This is a genomic window from Coprothermobacter sp., from assembly GCA_013824685.1.
Taxonomy (GTDB): domain Bacteria; phylum Caldisericota; class Caldisericia; order Cryosericales; family Cryosericaceae; genus Cryosericum.
Window position 1 is genome coordinate 65,874 of record PNOG01000012.1, and the last position, 19,303, is coordinate 85,176.

At 57.9% G+C, this 19,303-nt stretch carries 21 protein-coding genes; 19 read left to right on the top strand and 2 right to left on the bottom strand.

Features of this window, described 5'->3' with window-relative positions:
• Positions 1-3 precede the first annotated feature (3 nt).
• From C0398_04520 to rpsU, 9 genes are all read left to right on the top strand, one after another.
• Positions 4-234, top strand: coding sequence for a hypothetical protein (locus tag C0398_04520; protein ID MBA4365255.1), 231 nt, complete (start codon positions 4-6; stop codon positions 232-234).
• On the top strand, positions 231-1,298 hold the full coding sequence (locus C0398_04525; protein MBA4365256.1) for a 3-methyl-2-oxobutanoate dehydrogenase subunit VorB: 1,068 nt from the start codon (positions 231-233) through the stop codon (positions 1,296-1,298). The genes C0398_04520 and C0398_04525 overlap by 4 nt, the downstream gene beginning before the upstream one ends.
• Positions 1,299-1,314: 16 nt before the next feature.
• On the top strand, positions 1,315-2,061 hold the full coding sequence (locus C0398_04530) for a 2-oxoglutarate oxidoreductase (protein MBA4365257.1): 747 nt from the start codon (positions 1,315-1,317) through the stop codon (positions 2,059-2,061).
• Positions 2,061-2,603 carry a 2-oxoacid:ferredoxin oxidoreductase subunit gamma gene (locus C0398_04535; GenBank protein MBA4365258.1) on the top strand — a complete coding sequence of 181 codons (543 nt, stop codon included), beginning with the start codon at positions 2,061-2,063 and terminating at the stop codon, positions 2,601-2,603. The genes C0398_04530 and C0398_04535 overlap by 1 nt, the downstream gene beginning before the upstream one ends.
• Positions 2,604-2,612: 9 nt before the next feature.
• Positions 2,613-3,962: a chlorohydrolase gene (locus C0398_04540; GenBank protein ID MBA4365259.1), complete on the top strand. Its 1,350-nt coding sequence runs from the start codon at positions 2,613-2,615 to the stop codon at positions 3,960-3,962.
• A gap of 131 nt (positions 3,963-4,093) precedes the next feature.
• Entirely contained in the window at positions 4,094-5,998 is a 1,905-nt protein-coding gene (locus C0398_04545; protein MBA4365260.1) for a DNA topoisomerase IV subunit B, read from the top strand.
• Positions 5,999-6,015: 17 nt separating this feature from the next.
• Complete coding sequence (locus tag C0398_04550) at positions 6,016-8,493, top strand: DNA gyrase subunit A (GenBank protein ID MBA4365261.1); 2,478 nt, start codon at positions 6,016-6,018, stop codon at positions 8,491-8,493.
• A complete protein-coding gene (locus C0398_04555) occupies positions 8,477-9,559 on the top strand; it encodes a hypothetical protein (GenBank protein ID MBA4365262.1) in 1,083 nt (360 codons plus the stop codon). The genes C0398_04550 and C0398_04555 overlap by 17 nt, the downstream gene beginning before the upstream one ends.
• Before the next feature lie 76 nt (positions 9,560-9,635).
• Positions 9,636-9,833, top strand: a complete 198-nt coding sequence (gene rpsU, locus C0398_04560) for a 30S ribosomal protein S21 (GenBank protein ID MBA4365263.1) — start codon at positions 9,636-9,638, stop codon at positions 9,831-9,833.
• Positions 9,834-9,890: 57 nt separating this feature from the next.
• On the opposite strand, the gene C0398_04565 is transcribed toward rpsU, so the two are convergent.
• Together C0398_04565 and C0398_04570 are read right to left on the bottom strand one after the other, a co-directional pair.
• Positions 9,891-10,652, bottom strand: coding sequence for a hypothetical protein (locus tag C0398_04565; protein MBA4365264.1), 762 nt, complete (start codon positions 10,650-10,652; stop codon positions 9,891-9,893).
• Positions 10,653-10,655: 3 nt separating this feature from the next.
• On the bottom strand, positions 10,656-10,994 hold the full coding sequence (locus C0398_04570; GenBank protein ID MBA4365265.1) for a hypothetical protein: 339 nt from the start codon (positions 10,992-10,994) through the stop codon (positions 10,656-10,658).
• 151 nt (positions 10,995-11,145) lie between these two features.
• On the opposite strand from C0398_04570, the gene C0398_04575 reads away from it, so the two are divergent.
• The 10 genes from C0398_04575 to C0398_04620 are packed head-to-tail and all read left to right on the top strand — an operon-like array spanning position 11,146 to position 19,258.
• On the top strand, positions 11,146-11,769 hold the full coding sequence (locus tag C0398_04575; protein MBA4365266.1) for a methenyltetrahydrofolate cyclohydrolase: 624 nt from the start codon (positions 11,146-11,148) through the stop codon (positions 11,767-11,769).
• Positions 11,770-11,798: 29 nt separating this feature from the next.
• The gene (locus tag C0398_04580; GenBank protein MBA4365267.1) at positions 11,799-13,247 is read left to right on the top strand and encodes a transcription termination factor Rho; all 1,449 of its coding nucleotides are present in this window, start codon (positions 11,799-11,801) and stop codon (positions 13,245-13,247) included.
• Positions 13,248-13,252: 5 nt separating this feature from the next.
• Entirely contained in the window at positions 13,253-13,861 is a 609-nt protein-coding gene (locus C0398_04585) for a thymidine kinase (protein ID MBA4365268.1), read from the top strand.
• 16 nt (positions 13,862-13,877) lie between these two features.
• Positions 13,878-14,963 carry a peptide chain release factor 1 gene (locus C0398_04590; GenBank protein ID MBA4365269.1) on the top strand — a complete coding sequence of 362 codons (1,086 nt, stop codon included), beginning with the start codon at positions 13,878-13,880 and terminating at the stop codon, positions 14,961-14,963.
• Entirely contained in the window at positions 14,960-15,823 is an 864-nt protein-coding gene (locus tag C0398_04595) for a hypothetical protein (GenBank protein ID MBA4365270.1), read from the top strand. Before C0398_04590 ends, C0398_04595 begins: the two co-directional genes overlap by 4 nt.
• The gene (gene plsY / locus C0398_04600) at positions 15,820-16,449 is read left to right on the top strand and encodes an acyl-phosphate glycerol 3-phosphate acyltransferase (GenBank protein MBA4365271.1); all 630 of its coding nucleotides are present in this window, start codon (positions 15,820-15,822) and stop codon (positions 16,447-16,449) included. The genes C0398_04595 and plsY overlap by 4 nt, the downstream gene beginning before the upstream one ends.
• Positions 16,450-17,106 carry a hypothetical protein gene (locus tag C0398_04605; protein ID MBA4365272.1) on the top strand — a complete coding sequence of 219 codons (657 nt, stop codon included), beginning with the start codon at positions 16,450-16,452 and terminating at the stop codon, positions 17,104-17,106.
• Positions 17,103-17,774 carry a (d)CMP kinase gene (gene cmk / locus C0398_04610; protein MBA4365273.1) on the top strand — a complete coding sequence of 224 codons (672 nt, stop codon included), beginning with the start codon at positions 17,103-17,105 and terminating at the stop codon, positions 17,772-17,774. The genes C0398_04605 and cmk overlap by 4 nt, the downstream gene beginning before the upstream one ends.
• Complete coding sequence (locus C0398_04615) at positions 17,707-18,384, top strand: 1-acyl-sn-glycerol-3-phosphate acyltransferase (GenBank protein ID MBA4365274.1); 678 nt, start codon at positions 17,707-17,709, stop codon at positions 18,382-18,384. The genes cmk and C0398_04615 overlap by 68 nt, the downstream gene beginning before the upstream one ends.
• Before the next feature lies 1 nt (position 18,385).
• Entirely contained in the window at positions 18,386-19,258 is an 873-nt protein-coding gene (locus tag C0398_04620; GenBank protein MBA4365275.1) for a hypothetical protein, read from the top strand.
• Positions 19,259-19,303 lie beyond the last annotated feature (45 nt).

The following is a 19,303-nucleotide window of genomic DNA, read 5'->3' on the forward strand; positions in this document are numbered from 1 at the left end:
GCAATGTGGAGGTCATCCTTGGAAAGAGTCTCTATCGACGAACAGCGGTGCAAGAGTTGTGGTCTGTGCGTCAGCGTTTGCCCTGTCAAGATCCTGATCATAAGTGACCGGTTGAACACTCGCGGTTTCAGACCTGCGCAGTGCACGGCTCAGGAAAAGTGCACGAGTTGCGGTTCGTGCGCGCTTGTATGCCCTGATGTTGCCATTGAACTGCACAGGGAGGTGAAGGTATGAGCGACAAGGTTCTCATGAAGGGGGCGGAAGCCCTTGCGGAAGGTGCTATCCAGGCAGGATGTCGCTACTACTTTGGCTACCCTATTACGCCACAGAATGAGACGCCCGAGTACATGAGCCGCCGTCTTCCGGAGGTTGGTGGCAGATTTGTGCAAGCTGAAAGCGAGGTTGCTTCTATCAACATGGTGTATGGTGCTGCCTGCGCAGGGGTCCGGGTTATGACGTCGTCTTCCAGCCCGGGCATCTCCCTGATGCAGGAAGGCATTTCCTACATCAGCGGTTCCAATGTCCCGTGTGTCATCATGAACGCCATGCGTGGCGGGCCTGGTCTTGGCAACATTGCCCCCGCTCAGGCGGACTACTTCCAGGCGGTCAAGGGCGGTGGCAACGGGGACTACAGGCGCATTGTCCTTGCTCCCTCATCGATCCAGGAAGGCGTGGACCTACTGGTCGATGCGTTCGAACTGGCAGACAAGTACCGCATGGTGGTCATGATCATTGTTGATGGTCTCATCGCACAGATGATGGAACCCGTCGAGTTCAAGACCAGGATCGATGTTTCGACGCTGAAGACGCCGGAATGGGCAACGGTCGGGCGACATGGGCGTGACCATGCAAACGTGATTACCAGCTTGACGCTGGATGCTGCCGGACTGGAGCAGTGGAATCTGAAACTCCAGGCAAAGTATGCGCAGGTCGAGCGGACCGAAAGTCGCATCGAGGAGTACCAGATGGACGATGCCGACTACGCCATCATCGCGTATGGGACGATGGCGCGCATTGCGAAAACGACGGTGCGGATTGCACGTGCCAAGGGGGTCAAGCTCGGGTTGCTGCGTCCGATAACGGTCTGGCCGTTTCCTGCGAAGCAGATCCAGACATACGTTGGCAAACTGAAGGGGACTCTGACGGTCGAACTTGCGTACAGGCAGCTGTTTGAGGACGTCCGGCTAGCATTGTGCGACAAGATGCCACTGGGCTGGTATGGGCGGGGCGGCGGAGTCGTACCGGGACCTCAGGAAATACTCGCGGCATTCGAAGAGCAGTTCGGGAAAGGACGGTAGTGCCATGGCTGAACAGATGAAGGTCATCTACGAACGCCCTAGATCGTGGGCAGACAAGGTAACGCACTACTGTCCGGGTTGTACGCACGGAGTTGCCCATCGGCTTATCGCCGAATTGGTGGATGAGATGGGACTCCTGGACAAGACCATTGGCGTCTGGCCGGTTGGTTGTTCGGTTCTTGGATATGAGTACTTCGCTTTTGACAGTGTCGAGGCGGCGCATGGCCGTGCTCCAGCCATGGCTACCGGCATCAAGGTCACGAATCCGGACAACTTCGTGTTTGCATACCAGGGAGACGGCGATATTGCGAGCATCGGTATGGCGGAGATCGTCCATGCTGCGGCACGCGGCTGGCCCATTACGGTCATCTTCATCAACAACGGGAACTACGGTATGACCGGTGGCCAGATGGCGCCAACGACGCTCCTTGGACAGAAGACCACGACGAGTCCTCTTGGCCGTACGTCACAGACCAACGGCTTCCCTATCCGTGTAGCCGAGATGCTCGCCCAGCTTGATGGACCAGCCTACATCGCGCGCGTCTCTCTGGACTCGCCAGCCAACATTCGCAAGGCGAAGAGTGCCATGCGCAAGGCATTCAATGCTCAGGTGCGTGGTATTGGATTTTCGCTCGTCGAGTGTCTGTCGACCTGTCCGACCAACTGGAAGCTGACGCCTGTTGAGTCAATGGAACGCGTTCGTAAAGAAGTCATGCCCTACTTCCCACTTGGTGAGTTCAAGGTCGCCCTGGGGGTACTGTGATGGAGTACAACGTCGTCATCGCAGGATTTGGTGGTCAGGGCGTCATGCTCATTGGTGAACTGCTGGCACACGCAGGCATGGACGAAGGCAAAGAAGTCACCTGGTTGCCCTCGTACGGCCCAGAGCAACGTGGCGGAACAGCCAACTGCGCCGTGGTGGTCGCGGACGAGCCGATTGCCTCTCCACTGCTGACTGAGCCACAGGCAGCGATCGTCTTCAATCGGCAGTCATTCGACAAGTTCGAGCCTGTCATCGCGAAGGGAGGATTGCTCGTCACGGACGCAACCCTGATTGACAGGAAGTCTTCCCGGGCGGACCTGGACGTGGTGTACATTCCTGCGACGGACATCGCGACGGAACTAGGCAACTCGAAATTCACCAATATGGTCCTGCTGGGCGCCTATCTCGGCAAGGTCAACCCCATCAGCATGGCATCTGTCCATGGGGCTCTGTCAGTATTTCTGACGGGCAAAAAGGCTGCTCTCATCGAGGTCAACAAGAGGGCGTTGCAGGCCGGCGTGGACTTCGTCAACAAGAAGTAGAGGCGGGGAATGGCAGAACTCCTCGTCAGGAACGCTCGCATCGTCTACCCGGCGACGAGGGGTTTCGTCGTCGACCGGGGATGGCTGCTGGCGCGGGACGGCGTCATTTCCGGTCTGGCCGCGGGGGACGTTCCAGTGGATGTTGCCCGGCCGGTTGCCGGAAGGCAGGAGATCGATGCCGCCGGCATGACGTTGCTCCCGGGACTGCTCAACACGCATATGCACCTGTACTCGATGTACGCGCGAGGCATCGGTACAGGGCGTGTATCCCATGGCTTCCTCGATGTGCTCCAGGACCTCTGGTGGCGCCTTGACCGTTCCCTGCTCAAGGATGCCTGCTGGATGAGCGCAACATTCAGCGGGATGGACTCTCTGCGCTGTGGAACGACGACAATCGTCGACCATCATGCTTCACCCAGCTACATCACTGGAAGCCTGGCGACGCTGTCCGATGCGTTGAACAAGATCGGTTTGCGGCACGTGCTTTCCTATGAGATCACCGACCGTAACGGAGTGCAGGGGGCAGTCGCAGGTATCGAGGAAAACATTCGTTTCTTCGACGAGGCTCAGGGGAGGGGAGGACTGGTTTCGGCCATGGTCGGCCTGCATGCCTCGTTCACGGTCTCGGACGCCACCCTCACCGCCCTGCGCGAGAAAGTCGGGTCGCGCAGCGTTGGGTATCACGTTCACGTAGCTGAGGGCGCCATTGACGAGGCGGACAGTGTCGAAAAGTACGGCAAACGCATCGTGGCCCGTCTGGACGATGCAGGACTGCTCGGTCCACGGTCGATCGCCGTACACTGTGTCGGCATCGACGCGTCAGAGCGGGAATTGCTTGCGAAGTCCGGGACGCCCATCGTCGTGAACACCATGTCCAACATGAACAATGCAGTCGGTCTTCCGGCTGTTCGGGAGATGCTGGAAGCTGGCATTCAGGTCGGCATCGGGACAGATGGCTATGTGGCGAACATGTTCGAGGAGTTCCGGAATACCCTTGTGGGGCTCAGGCACCGATACGAGGATCCGGCCGGTTTCTGGACTCAGGTACAGAAAGCTCAGATCGAGACGAATGCCGACATCGTGTCGCGTTGTACGGGGTGCACGGTGGGTCGGCTGGAAGAAGGGGCGGCTGCAGACTTCATGCTTGTCGACTACGCGAGTCCTACCCCGCTGACCTTGGAGAATGCCTTTGGCCACATGTTCTTTGGCATGTCGGCAGATCTGGTCGACACCGTCGTTGTCAACGGAAGTGTTGCTGTCAAGGGACACCGGGTCCTGGGCGTGGACAAAGAGGGCTTGGAACGAGAGTCGCGGAAGGTCGCAAAAGCTGTCTGGGAGGCGTTTGACCGGCTTTCCTAGTGTCCAGCGAGCATCTGACAGAAATGTACTTGACATAGGTGAGTGCGGAATGGGTCTGAACCCTCGTTTCTGCATTGCATTTCCTCTGTTCCATGATACCATGTAATAGTCAGAAAACAGGAGGATTGCGCATGCAGGATTCCCAGTACACCGCAAGAGACATCAAAGTACTTGAAGGCCTGGAACATGTTCGAACCAGACCTTCAATGTATATAGGGTCGACCGACTCACGGGGTCTGCATCATCTGGTGCAGGAAGTCGTGGATAATGCCATCGACGAGTCCATGGCTGGCTTCTGCACCAAGATTGACGTTGGGCTCAGCGCAGACCACAAGACCGTCGACGTGCACGACAACGGCCGCGGCATACCGACCGACATGCATCCCGTCCTAGGCATATCGGGTGTCGAGGTGGCTTTGACACGTCTCAATGCGGGTGGCAAGTTCGACAAGAAGAGCTACCACGTTTCCGGTGGTTTGCATGGGGTCGGTGTCTCTGTCGTCAATGCCCTCTCGAACCGTCTCTACGTCGAGGTGACACAGTGGGGAAAGGTGTACCAGGAAGAGTTCAGTCGTGGCAAGCCCATGTACCACCTCCGTGTCAAGGAGGAAGGTATTTCCGCTGGCGTTTCGGGCACGTACGTGAGCTTCACTCCAGACGAAGAGATTTTTGGTGAGTATATTTTCGATCCCGAGCGCATCGGCAAGCGTCTGCGTGAATTGGCTTTCCTCAACTCCGGGCTGGAAATCGATTTCGTCGACCACGCAACGGAAGAGGTTCAGGTCTTCAAGTATGACAAGGGGCTCATCGAGTTCGTGCGATATATGAACGAAGGCAGTGAGGTCGTACCGCCGGATCCCGTGCATTTCATGCGAGACACCGAAGGTTTCTTTCTCGAGGTTGCCTTCCAGTACAACACCGGCTACAACGATCAGATGATCTCCTACGTCAACAATATCAATACGGTGGACGGCGGCGTCCATGAACTGGCCTTTAAGAATGCCTACACGCGCCTGTTCAACGCGAAGGCGCGGCAGATAAAGTTGATGAAGCCTGAGGACAGCCTCGGCGGCGAGGACATTCGTGAAGGTCTGGTGGTCATTATCAACCTCCGCATCCCTGATCCGCAGTTTGAGGGTCAGACCAAGACGCGGCTCGGAAATGCTGACCTCAAGGGGCCCATGGAGGCCGCGGTCGAGGAAGAGGTGGAGCTGTACCTCGACAAGCACATCGATGAGTTCAAGGCAATGGCCAACAAGGCTGTCAGTGCGAAGCTTGCCCGTGAAGCGGCCCGCAAGGCCCGTGACCTTGTTCGCCGCAAGACCGAGCTGGATGGTGGGCGCCTGCCGGGCAAACTCGCAGACTGCTCGTCCCAGGACCCGGCTGAATCAGAGCTCTACATTGTCGAGGGTGACTCCGCAGGCGGCAGCGCCAAGCAGGGCCGGAACCGGCGTACTCAGGCGATTTTGCCCCTGAGGGGCAAGATTCTCAACGTAGAGAAGGTCGGTATCCAGCGAGCCCTCGAGAATGAGGAGATCAAGGCTCTCATCACTTCCATCGGCACGGGGGTCATGGACGATATCAAGCTCGAGAAGCTGCGGTATCACAAGATTGTCATCATGACGGATGCCGATGTTGATGGAGCGCATATCCGGACGCTGCTGCTCACGTTCTTCTACCGCTACATGCGCCCGCTCGTAGTCAACCAGAATATCTACTTTGCTCAGCCTCCACTTTTTGGTGTCCTCGATGGCAAGACGATGCGCTATGCGTTTTCCGACGACGAGCTCCGGACACTGCTGTCGCAAATGAAGGGAAAGCCTGATGTCCAGCGGTACAAAGGACTGGGAGAGATGAACGCTGAGCAGCTGTGGTCAACGACGATGGACCCAGAAACTCGTCTCATGGGACGTGTCACATTAGAGGAAGCCGAGGAGGCCGAACGCATCTTCACGCTGCTCATGGGCGAGAAGGTAGAGCCTCGTCGCAAGTTTATCATTGATCATGCGCGTGAAGTCTACAACTTGGACATTTGACGGAGTGAGGGACACTGATGCCAGAAAACGATAGAGTATTCAACGTCTACGTCGAGGAGGAGATGAAGAAATCTTACCTCGAGTACTCCATGAGCGTCATCATCGGCCGAGCACTGCCGGATTTCCGCGATGGTTTGAAACCCGTGCATCGCCGTATCCTCTTCGCCATGTATGAGCTGGGATGTTTCTGGAACAAACCCTACAAGAAGAGCGCCCGTATCGTTGGCGACGTCCTGGGCAAGTACCATCCTCACGGTGACATTGCTATTTACGATTCGCTGGTCCGTATGGCGCAGGAGTTCTCGCTCAGGTATCCTTTGATCGATGGCCATGGCAACTTTGGATCCATCGACGGCGATTCTGCTGCAGCGATGCGTTACACTGAGGTGCGGCTGGCCCCTGTCTCTGCGCTCATGATGGATGAGCTGGACAAGGAGATCGTCGAGTTCACGCCGAACTTCGACAACAGCCTGGAGGAACCGAGCATCCTGCCGGCCAAGGTACCGCAACTTCTGCTCAACGGTTCCAGCGGAATCGCAGTGGGCATGGCCACCAACATTCCCCCTCACAACCTCGGCGAGCTGATCGACGCCCTGAAGTACATGCTGGACTGCCGGATCAGCAATGGACCTGAAGACCCTGCCCAGATCCGGTCGTTTGTCAAGGGTCCCGACTTTCCGGGCGGCGGTCTGGTGGTCGGCGCGGACGGTATCGACGAGTACATCGCCAACGGCCGGGGCAACGTTGTCACGAGAGGGAAGTACACCATCGAGAAGGATGGCAACAAGACACGATTCGTCATTACCGAGTTGCCGTTTGAGGTGAACAAGGCGGAGTTCGTCCAGAAGGTCGCTGATCTGATGAAGGACAAGCGCCTGACCCAACTGTCTGACCTGCGAGACGAATCCAGTCGCGAGGGCATACGGGTCGTGCTCGACCTGAAGAAGGACGCGGTACCTGAGCGAGTTGAGTTGCTGCTGCGCAAACACACGCAGTTCCAACAGCACTTTCACGTCAGCATGCTGGGAATCCTGTACGGCGTGCCACGCACCCTCCCCCTGCGCGATGTTCTGGCTACATTCCTGGACTTCCGTGAGGCGACGCTTCGCAAGAGGTTCTCTCTGGAACTCCGCAAGCACGAGGAGCGCCTGAACGTTCTCAATGGTCTTGTCATTGCCATCCGAAACATCAAGCGAGTGACGGACATCCTGACCGCATCTTCGTCCATGGACGAGGCGTCGGCTCGTCTCATTGAGACCTTTGGACTCAACGAGCGGCAAGTCGAGGCGATCCTTGAGATGCGCATGCGGTCTCTCGTCTCGCTTGAGGTCGAGAAGCTGACGAAAGAGGTCGAAGATAACAAGGTAGAGATCGACAGGCTCTCCGCGATGCTGGCAGATCCCAACAGGATCCGTGTCTACATACGAGACGAACTCGCAGAAGTCGTCCGCAAGTATGGAAACCCGCGCCGTACGCAGATCCTGAAGGACGACGGCCGCGGAGAGGACGATGACGAGCAGTTCATCGAAGACAAGGAAGTCATGGTCGTCATCTCCAAGAACGGCTATGCGAAGATCATCCCGAGTTCAACGTTCAAGGTTCAGGGTCGCGGTGGGCTCGGTGTCGCCAGCATGAATCTGAAGCGGGACGACTATATCAGCAAGTATTTCACCGTCCGCACGAAGCAACGTATGCTGCTCTTCACCAACAAAGGACGCGTGTACTCCATTCCAGCATACCGCCTTCCGGAAGAGAAGCGGCAGGGTGGAGGCGAGAATCTATCGCTTCTCCTCGGTATGGGAGCGGACGAACTCGTCACTGAAGCGACGGCACTGCCCGCCGTACAGGAGGGCGTCTCCTTCATCATTGTGACGCGTCGTGGGCGCATCAAGAAGATGGTCACGTCGCAATTCGTCACTATACGGAGCACGGGGAAGACGTTCATCAGGCTTGCTGAAGGGGACTCTGTGGTCTCGGTGAGACCAGTCAAGGACACCGACGAGGTCCTCATCGCGTCCGATTCGGGCCGCGCTGTTCGCATCCGGTCGACGTCCGTGCGTGCCATGGGCGCAGCTGCCGGTGGTGTGCGCGGGATGCGTCTTTCACGCGGGGGCAGGTTTGTGGTCGGCATGGAGGTCCTTCGTCCCGACGTACCGTTTACGCTCATTACGGAGCATGGTCACGGCAAGCGGCTGAACCCGTACGAGGTTCGCCTGGTTGGCCGAGGATCGGGCGGTGTCATCTGCTATCGCGTCACCGAGAAGACTGGTCCGCTGGCGGCATTTACGACGGGAACCGTCGACCAGGACGTCGTCGTGTCCACGAGTACCGGCCAGACGATTCGTACTCCTGCCGAGACTCTTCCCTTGCTTGGAAGGGTCTCTTCGGGCGTGAAAGTGATCCGGCTCAAGTCCAAGGGTAGCGGTGTTATCGCTGCGGAAGCAATTATCAAGGAGGTCGCCCCAACGGAGGTTACAGATGAGGCTGAGCAGTAAGGAAGCTAGTGCTCTGCGTGTCGTCCTTCTGTCGGTACTGAGCATCGCTGTGGCTACGTGGGCCGTCTGGCTCCTGTGGACTCTTCGTAGCATTGTGTTTCTGGGAATCGCCGCGGCATTCGCGGCGTTTCTCTTCTTGCCAATTGCGCACTGGCTCAATCGGAAGACCCATCTTCCCATGGGCATCACCAGTGCTATTGTTGTTCTGGGAATCGTGGCCGCATTCGTCGGATTGGTGGCGGTCACGATTCCTCCTCTTGTGCGCGAAACGAAGTTGCTCGTGGCATCTCTTCCTGATTACGCAAAGACGGTTCAGGGATACTTCTCCAGATTCTCTGCATGGCTGGACCGCTATCAGCTGGGGGCCGCCAAGGACACTATTGCGGGTGTTCTCGACGCGGTCCAGAAGGCTGCGATCCAGTTCGGACAGAACATCGTCACGGCATCGTCCAAGAAACTACTGGGTTTGAGCGCGCTTCTCCCATTTTTCGTGCTCATGTACTTCTTCATGAGAGGTTCTCATGACTACTACGAGATGTCTCTCTCTCTGCCGTTCATTCGCACGCAGAAGGACCGTGCAGAGGTCGCGCTTGCGCAGGTTGCTGCGAGCACTAGGAGGTACATTGAGGCGCTTGCCCTCATTGCGCTGGTCACTGCGCTGTTGATGGGCGGCGTCAGTGGGCTCTTCGGGATCAACTATGCCCTGACGATCGGCGTTGTGGACTTCTTCGGCGAATTCATTCCGTATGGAGGTCCATTTGTGGTTGCGCTGCTGGGGGCCTTCTTTGCTGCAGTGACGGGTCCCGGGAAGCTCATCGCCTGGATCATCATCTTCAGCATCATCGAGGCTGTGACGAGTCAGATTCTCGCCCCACGACTCATATCTGAGAAGACGGGGCTCAATCCGGGATTCATCATCCTGCTCCTTCTTGCAGGTGGCACGCTTGCGGGGTTCTTTGGGCTGCTGCTCGCAGTTCCTGTTGCGGTTTTCGTCCGAGAGATCATCAAGAGTGCCCAGTTGCTGCGGTCAGCCTCAGAAGACATCACAGAGAAGCTGGTTGACTGAAGACGCAATTCCGGTATAGTTGATTGGTTGTTTATCAACCCCTTTGGCAACGGTTTGACGAAAGGAGGGGTGAATGATGGGAAACTATCGTGATCGGAACAAAGACAGGTCCGAACCTCAAGGCGAAGACGCTCAGCTGGAGAACATGCTGAGGCGCTACAAGCAGGACTGTATCCGTGATGGCCTCTTCGGCGAACTCAAGAAACGTCGCTTTTTCATGGCGCCGGGCGAGAAACGCAAGCAGAAGTCCATTGCTGCGCGAAGGCGCAAATAGGGCCGTTCTACCTGAAGATGAGAGCACGGGGCGCGCGAGCGCCCCTTTTTCCGTTCTCTAGAGCCCCTGACACAGGAATCCACCGTCGACAGGGATGGATGTCCCGTTCACGTATCCGGCGACCGGAGACAGAAGGAACGTAATGAGGTTCGCGACATCTTCAGGATTGCCCGGTCTGCCAAGCGGGACTGTGTCAAGAAACTGGAGACGCTCGGCCTCGAACTCCTGTCCGAAGAAGTCCTCCGTCATGGGAGTCCGGATCAGGCCTGGGATGATACAGTTCGAGCGTATTCCCCGAGAGCCGGCCTCGACCGCTATGGACTCGGAGATGCTCTCCAGTGCACGTTTTGAACTGTCATAACTTGCTGAGGGCGTGTGACGGGGATGTCTATGGGCGTCGATCGAGGATACGAAGACGAAGCTTGCTAAGGAGGAGGCCCTGGACAGCGCAGCCTGCGCAAACTCGAAGGCAGCAAAGACGTTGACATCGAATGTTTCCCGGAATTCGCAGGAGCGAGCTTCAGCGAAGGAATCGGTTCGCAGTTCGGCCGGCAGGAATACAAAGCCGTTAAGCTCCGCGGACCCGAGCAGGGCATCTGTACACTGATTGCGCTCCGATTCCCTGCGCAGGTCTCCGGGAACGATGCCGATCAGCACACCAGGAGACAACGTGTCAGCAAGGGCACTCAGACGTTCGGAGCGCCCTCCCACAAGCAGGAGGCGGGCATGCTCCCGGTCAAGCGAGGCCGTGAGTGCGGAACCGATGCCGGCCGTGCTGCCTGCAATGGCAATCGTCTTTCCTGCCAGAGCAAGGTCCATTGGCTATTGTATTGGTATCATGCACAGGAAGACAAGGTCTTCGGTGCCTTCGTTGGCGAAACTGTGAATCGCCTCGGGTTCGATATAGATAGCGTGGTCTGGGCCGACATGACGAGTCTCACCTTCGTAGAAAGCAGTGCAGGCTCCCTTGATGACGAAAACCTCATGTTCCCAAGCGTGCGCGTGCCGGGGCGTTGATCCACCCGGCTTAACGACGAAGTACCGCATGGCAAATGTAGGGACTCCGTCCGAGCTGTTGAGCATCCAGCGTATTGTCGTGCCACGGGCTCCGGCTTCAGTGACAGGAATCTCCTCGACGTCTTGGACTGCCTTGACAATCATGACGACCTCCAATTGAACTGCGTAAAATTGATTATACTACAGTTGTCAGCACAAGGCTCACCTCACGACGGCCGCCTTGCATTTTCCAAGCGAGCAAGTATTATCTATGTGAACCAGTCGATACACTCCAATCGTCAACCACGAGGTCGAGATGTTTAAGAGTCAATCCTTAGATGGATTTCTGACCGAACTCTCATCGCGCAATCCAACTCCCGGTGGAGGTACTGCTGCCGGGCTTGCCGCGGCGATGGGCGCGGCTTTGGTCGAAATGGTCGCCAACGTTGTGGGCGCGCGTGACGAGGCGGAAAAGGGCCGTCTGGCACCATTTGTCGAGGGCTGCGAAGCATCGCGGGCGGAGTTTACTGCGATGATGGACCAGGACAGCGCGGCATTTGAGGGATACATGACTGCCGTGAAACTCCCCAAGACGACTGATGATGAGAAGCTTTCGCGACGAGCGGCCATGCAGGATGCACTCAAGGGTTCAACGAGAGTGCCTCTTGCGCTGGCGGTACGAGTCTGCGATTTTGCCGAGCTTCTCGTTGCGACGTTTTGTGATGCGCCAAAGGACATTGCATCCGACCTGTATGTCGGCGCCGCAATGCTCGAGGCTGCCTATGCCGGAGCCATTGCCAACGTTTACGTCAATCTCGCATATCTACGAGATCCTGTCTTCAAGGATGAGACGCGCGTGACAGTTCAGCAGTGTCAGGCGCGTGTTGCTGTGTTGGGCTCGTTCAAGGATTCTATCGGGCGCTTGCTGGCTATTGCGTGACACCAATTGGCGAAAGAAGGCAGAGGATCATGAACTTCACTGAACAAGAGCTGTTGGAGAAGACGTCCCGGGAACTGTACGAGATTGCAAAAGTACTGCACGTTCGGAACTACACACGGCTCAAGAAGCCGGAACTCATCGAGGAACTGTTGAAACTTGGGGGTAGGGATGCTAACGATCAGGAGGGGCCTTCCATGAGTTCCATGGGGCCCTATGACAACCATGACAAGCCTGAGGTAGTGACTGAGCACCTCGACATCGAACAGGAACGCGTACCGGCGCACGTTGTTTCCGGGGCCGTCATCTCGAGTTCGTCTGAGCACCGCGGCGGAGAGGTTCCACGGGCTGGCGGAGAAGAGTTCACTGCCTCGGGCCTGTGCGAAATCCTCGCGGAGGGATATGGGTTCATGCGTTCCAACTACTTCCCTTCCTCGTCGGACGTCTATATCTCGCCCCCCATGATCCGGCGGTTCGGTCTTCGGACCGGCGACTGGTTGGAGGGTGTCGTCCGCCTGCCGCGTGGGGACAAGGAGAAGTACTCCTCACTGATGCGCATCCGCAGCATCAATGGCATTGGCATCGAAGGGTACGTGGTCGCTCGGCCGCAATTTGAGTCGCTGACACCGATTTTTCCCAACAAGCACCTCAAGCTGGAAACGCCTAATTGCACCATGGCATTGCGCCTCCTTGAGCTCGTTGCTCCCATCGGCAAGGGTCAGCGTGGCCTGATCGTGTCTCCACCGAAGGCCGGGAAGACGACCATTCTCAAGAACATTGCACAGAGCATCGAGTACAATCACCCCGAGGTCACGCTGATGGTGCTCCTTATCGATGAGCGACCCGAGGAAGTCACCGACATGAAGCAGTCGATTCGAAGCGAGGTGATCAGTTCAACGTTCGACCAGCCTCCCGAGAACCATATTCGAGTCGTCGAGCTGGCCCTGGAGCGCGCTAAGCGCCTCGTCGAGGTCAAGAAGGATGTCGTCATCCTTATGGATGGCATCACCCGGCTCACGCGCGCCTATAATCTCATCAGTTCCTCTTCTGGGAAGACCCTGTCTGGTGGTCTCGATCCAACGGCAATCCGTGGCCCCAAGAGAGTTATCGGAGCTGCGCGGAACATGGTCGAGGGCGGCAGTCTCACGATCATTGCAACAGCGCTCATCGAGACGGGCAGCCGCCTGGACCAGGTCATCTACGAAGAATTCAAGGGTACGGGCAACATGGAACTCGTTCTGGACCGCGAGCTGGCTGAGCGTCGCATTTTCCCCGCGATCGACGTCCGGAAGTCCGGCACTAGGCGCGAAGAACTGCTGTACACGCCCGAGGAGTATCGCAAGATCTGGGCTCTCAGACAGTTTATCGGCAACGAGGATCCGACGGAGAGTCTGGAAAAGCTCATCGCCATGCTTCAGAGAACTGCCAACAATCGGGAATTCCTCGCCAACATCGTAGCGCAGGACAGCGCTGGACGCTAGGCATCATGGATAGTTGTTCCGGCAGGATCGAGGTCGTTGCCGGCTGCATGTTCTCGGGGAAATCCGAGGAGCTCATTCGACGCCTCAAGAGGGCTCAGATTGCGAAGCAGAAGGTCATCGCCCTCAAGTCGTCTCTTGATGACCGCTATGGGCTTGAGACAATTACGAGCCATTCGGGTATTCGCCTTGAATCGGCTGTCGTGGCATCTCCATCTGACGTGCTCAGGATTGTCGAGGAGAAGCAGGTGGAAGTCGTTGGCATCGATGAGGTGCAGTTCTTCGATCCCGGGATTATCGAGGTTTCTGAGTATCTTGCGGGCAAGGGCGTTCGCGTCATCCTCGCTGGGCTTGACCAGGACTTTCGTGGTGAGCCGTTCGGACCCATGCCTGAGCTTCTTTCGCTTGCGGAAGAAGTGACGAAGCTGACGGCCGTATGCATGGTATGTGGCAGACCGGCGACGCGTACTCAGCGCATCGTCAATGGACGTCCAGCGCGATACGACGACCCGGTGGTGATGGTCGGGGCAGCCGAGAGTTATGAAGCACGCTGTCGTGAGCACCACGTGGTTCCAGGTCGGCCAGAGCGTGTACTGGAAGAGGAGCGCCTCATTTGAAGCACAAAGAGAGCCGATGAGTCTAGAGACAGAACAGCTGGCACGCAGAATCCATGAGATCGACGAGCGAGTTGCCAACCTGCGCTACGATGTCGATCAGAAGGAAATCCAGAAACTCACTCTGGAGCGGCGCACGATGGACTCTCTGTTCGGGCTTCTCACTCGCGAAGAGTCTCTGAGGACTCAGCTTGCTGATAACGATGCGCTTCTCGCAGAGGGAACGGATTCCGAGTTCGCCGCCGTGATCGAGGAAGACAAGCTCCGACTTCGGCAGGAACTGGAAGCTGTTCACGCTCAGATCGAGGAAGAACGTATTCCCAAAGATCCAGATGACGACAAGAATATCATCGTCGAGATCCGGGGAGGCGTCGGTGGCGACGAAGCGGCCCTGTTTGCCGCCGATCTGTTTCGCCTGTACTCGTACTTTGCAGGACAACATGGCCTCAAGATCGAGGTCATCTCGAGCCATCCAACCGAGATCGGAGGGTTCAAAGAAGTCGTCTTCTCGGTGCTTGGCGTAGGAAGCTACAAGCTCTTCAAGTTCGAGAGCGGCGTCCACCGCGTCCAGCGCGTTCCCGAGACAGAGGCTTCTGGACGCATTCACACTTCCACTGCCACCGTAGCGGTGCTGCCTGAAGCTGAAGATGTCGACGTGCACATTGACGACGCCGACATCAAGCTTGAACTGTTTCATGCGTCTGGACATGGAGGGCAGAACGTTCAGAAGGTAGAGACGGCTGTCCGCATGACGCACATTCCAACAGGCATCACTGCGTCATGTCAGGATGAGAGGTCCCAGCTGAAGAATAAGGAGAAGGCTCTCAAGGTGCTGCGATCCCGCGTCTATGAGCTCATGAAGGAGAAGGCCGACAGTGAGATGATCAATGAGCGCAGAGCTCAGATCGGCAGTGGCATGCGCAATATGCGTATCCGTACCTACAACTTTCCTCAAGGTCGTCTGACTGACCATCGGATTGGCCTGTCCCTGTACAACCTGCCTCTCATCATGGAGGGAAACCTCGATCCAGTAGTCGACGCTCTTCATCGGGCTTCCCGGGAGAGGACTCTTGAGACGCCCATTCTGCGGGACAACGACGATTGAGTCTGCGACAAGTACTTGCGCATGCTGAGCAGCGCGCGCTGCTCTCACCGAAGAAGCGCGGTGAACTGCAGTACGTTGTTGCGGCGGGCAGAGGATGGAGCCGTTCAGATCTGCTCATCCGGCTGGACCTGCCTGTTGAGGCTGGCATGCAGGTGTTTGCGGAGCATGCCGCCCAACAACTGGCCGATGGATACCCTGCGGAGTACCTCACCGGCTATGCCGCTTTCTGTGATATCGTCGTACGAGTACGGGAGGGTGTTCTTGTGCCTCGCCCGGAGACCGAACATCTGGTGGAGATGGCCACGGACTTCATCGTTGAGGGGGGTCGGGCCGGCGCCATCGCACTGGACCTTTGCTCCGGTTCGGGAGCCATCGCTCTGGCGCTGGCCGCCAAGCTGCCACAGGTAGCGGTTGTGGGATTGGAGCTCGACCCCATCTCTATATCGTGTTCCCGCGAATCCGCCCTGGACGCGGGTCTGTCGGATCGGGTCAGGTTCGTCCAGGGCAACGTGCTGGCATCGTGGGGTCTTGTCCTCGGCGATTACCGCAGCCATGCCGATGTCATTGTCAGCAATCCTCCCTATGTGCGTGAGCAGCGTCTGTCGCCGGCGCACGCGTCCTCGCCTGTTGAACCAGTCCGGGCACTTTATGGCGGCACGTCAGGTATGGTCTTCTACAAACGGATCATTGCACAGGCTCGTGACTGGTTACGGCCCGGTGGCCTGTTGCTGCTGGAGATTGACGATGGACTGGAACAGGGTATATTGAACCTGTTCAGGCGGTATGGACTGCAGGGCGGACGCTGGTTGCCTGACCTCAGAGGGCTGCCGCGGTACGCGGAGGCACATCGAGCAGAATGAACACGTTCAACTATATCTTGCGTGATCTTGCGGTCATTGCCGTTGCATACCTCGTCGGCTCTCTGCCGTTCAGCTACATCTTCGCCAAAATGATCAAGGGTGTGGACATCACGAAGGTAGGCAGCAGGAACATGGGAGCTACAAACGTGTTGCGCACCGCAGGCCCTGTTCCTGCCGCGTTCGCTTTTGCCGGCGACTTTCTGAAGGCAGTACTCCTGCTGCTCGTGCTGACAAGATTCTTTCCGGCCATGTCGCGAGAAACACTGCTTGTGGCGGCCGTTGCGGTGGTCCTGGGTCATGATTTCTCCGTTCTTGCCGGGTTCAAGGGAGGTAAGGGTGTTGCCACGACATTCGGCGTCGTGGTTGTTCTGAGCTGGCCCGTCGCTCTCGTGGAGTTGGGTATCTGGGTCGCAGTCATGGCGCTCCGCAATACTGTTTCTCTCGCATCAGTGGCTGTGTTCGCCACTCTTCCGGTTGCAGCGCTTCTTCTGAGACAGCCGCCGAAACTTGTCCTGATCTACGCACTGCTTGCTGCGCTCGGCATTGTTCGGCATGCTGCGAACATCCGTCGCTTGAGGACTGGGGAAGAGCCCAAGCTCGACCGGTCCTATTTTCGGAGGCGGTAGATATCTCTTCCTGAGAGTGTCCTGCTGGACACGTGTTCAGACGCCGATTTCCGCCGGCTGTCCGAACGTATTGCTTCGGGAGCCGTCGTAGTATTCCCGACGGACACCGTCTATGGCATCGGCTGCAGCGCGGCGTGCGCGTCTTCGGTTACCAGAGTGTTCGCAGCAAAGCATCGCGATGCTGCCAAGCCGTTGCCCGTTTTTGTACCCGATATCGCTCGTATCCTGCCGTGGGTCGAGCCTGCGGTACGTGTGATGGCCGAGCGTCTTGCCAGCGTATTCTGGCCTGGGGCGCTTACCATCGTCGTCGATGTTGCAGGGAGTGGTCTCCACACACAGCCCCTGCCCCATCCAGAAGCATCCAGCATCGGTTTCAGGGTGCCCCGCCATACTGGACTCCTTCGCTTGCTTGCCTCAGGCGTCCTGATGGCACAGACAAGTCTGAATGAGAGCGGTGAGAGTGTCATTGAGAGTCTGGACGCGCCCGGGGCCGCCGGGTTGCTGGAGCGAGCGGATCTGGTCCTGGACAGCCGACAGCGTCCCGAAGGCCATCCGTCGACGGTTGTCAGATTGACAGTGGGGTCATGGTCCATGCTCCGCGAGGGCAGCATCTCTTCTGCTGATATCGCTGGGGCGCTTGTGGGAGAGGGTTCGTGAGACGTGACATTGCCATCGACGGACCCTCTGGATCGGGCAAGACGTCGGTGGGTCTCCGGGTGGCCAACGAGCTCGGTCTGATGCTGGTCGACTCCGGGCTGTTGTACAGAGTGTATACCGCGGCCTATGTCGAGCAGTTTCCGTCTGACCGCTGCCCGCGGAGCGATCGCCTGTTGCGTATTCTCGAGCGTAGCATAAGCTACGAGCCCGGGGGGACAGTTCTGTTTGACGGGCACGTTCTTCAGGTGCCCCTCCACGACCCGACGGTAGACAGCCTCGTGTCGCCTGTCAGTGCGGTGCCCCAGGTGCGGGCTGCTGTGAACAGGGAGCTGCGAAGCATCGCCTTGCTCCAGGATGTTGTCATGGTTGGCAGGGACATAGGAACGACCGTTCTCCCTATAGCTTTTCTGAAGGTGTTCATTACTGCGGACCCGGATGTTCGCGCCAGACGGCGAGTCGCCCAGCTGGAGCGTCAGGGCATCTCGGTCGACTACGGCGCCGTGCTGGCCAACATCAGGGAGCGTGATGCGATAGACTCGTCCCGAGAAGACTCGCCTCTTCGATGCACAGAGGAGCACGTCAAGCTGGACAACTCTGCTGATGGCTCCGATGGAGTCGTGCAGGCAATCCTTTCCGAGTACCACAGGAGGCTTGAGCATGCTGTATGAACTGGTTGTCCCGGCCGGCCGGCTCTGGTTCAGTACCTTCTTCAACCTCCGCGTCATCGGGCTTGAGAATGTGCCGAGGCACGGACCAGGACTCATCTGCGGCAACCACTGCAGCTATCTGGATCCCATGCTTGCCGCCTTCGCGGTGCCGCGCAAGGTCTACTGTCTGTCACGCAAGGAGACCTACCAGCACCCGCTGCTGGGGCCATTCATACGCCATCTGGGTGCCGTACGCATCGACAGGGAGTCTCTGGCCGACAAGGATGCCCTCCAGGCGGTGCTGGCAATCATGGACCACGGCGACCTGTGTATGATCTATCCTGAGGGAACGCGGTCACCAGACGGATGTCTGCAGAACCCTCACAACGGGGCGGCTTTTCTGGCAGTGAAGTCGGGAGCACCGGTGGTCCCTATGGCCATCATCGGGTCATACGAGTGCTGGCCGAGGCAGAGGAGAGTCCCCAGAGTCGGCCGCATTACCGTGCGCATAGGTCAGCCAGTCACGTATCACCTCCCCCCGGAGCGCGAGAGTCGCAAAGAAGACCTGACGGCGATCAGTATGGACATCATGGGTCGCATTCGGACACTTCAGGAACAGGGGCACGCCTGACATGCGTGTTGTACTGGCACACGACCTTGGCTACTGTTCGGGCATTCGGCGAGCGATTGGCGCGGCTGAGACGGCTTTGCGTTCGGAAGCGACGGTGGCGGCAACAGACACCCTCCTTCACAATGTCGGCGAGATGGACCGGCTTGGCTTAATGGGGCTGCGATCTGTGGAACTGCTGAGCGAACAGGAGCTGAGCACTGCGACGATTCTGCTTCCGGCTCACGGCTCCACATTGCCTGAACGCCTTGGAAGGATTGCCAGCGCGCGAGCCGTGCGGGATCTGACCTGCCCCATCGTGAACCAGGCCCGCGACGCTGCAAGCCGGTTTGCGGATGCCGGCGTTCCTGTGGTGGTCGTCGGTGACAAGGAACATCGAGAGACCCGCTATCTCATGGAGGCTGCCGGCAGTCAGTTGCTCAGCGTCGTGGCTTCAGAGCAGGACCTGGAGACTCTCGAGATATCAGTCTCCCGTGTGGGGGTCGTCTACCAGACGACACAGTCTCGCGAGTTCAGACAGCAGGTCCTGGAATGGTTTCGACGGAGAGGAATCGAGGTTGCCGAAAAAATGACGCTATGTCCGGAGGTATTACGAAGGCAGGACGGAGCTGTCGCTCTGGCACGGCGTTGCACGGTCATGCTGGTCCTGGGAGACAGTTCCAGTGCCAATACCAGAAGACTGGTGGTGGCAGCAGTCTCTGCTTGTCCGAGGACATATCTTATTCGGGACGCGGCCGTATTGCTCGAGGCGGGGCTGAACTGCGATGACGTCGTGGGAGTCGCAAGCGGTACGTCTTGCCCCCAGGCAGCAATCGATGGAGTCATGGCAGGGCTGAGGCAAATCTGTCCCGACGTTCGCGTGGAGGTGGACGCATAACCCATGTCTGTGTTGCAGGTGCGGGCACCTGAGGGACTGCAGTAG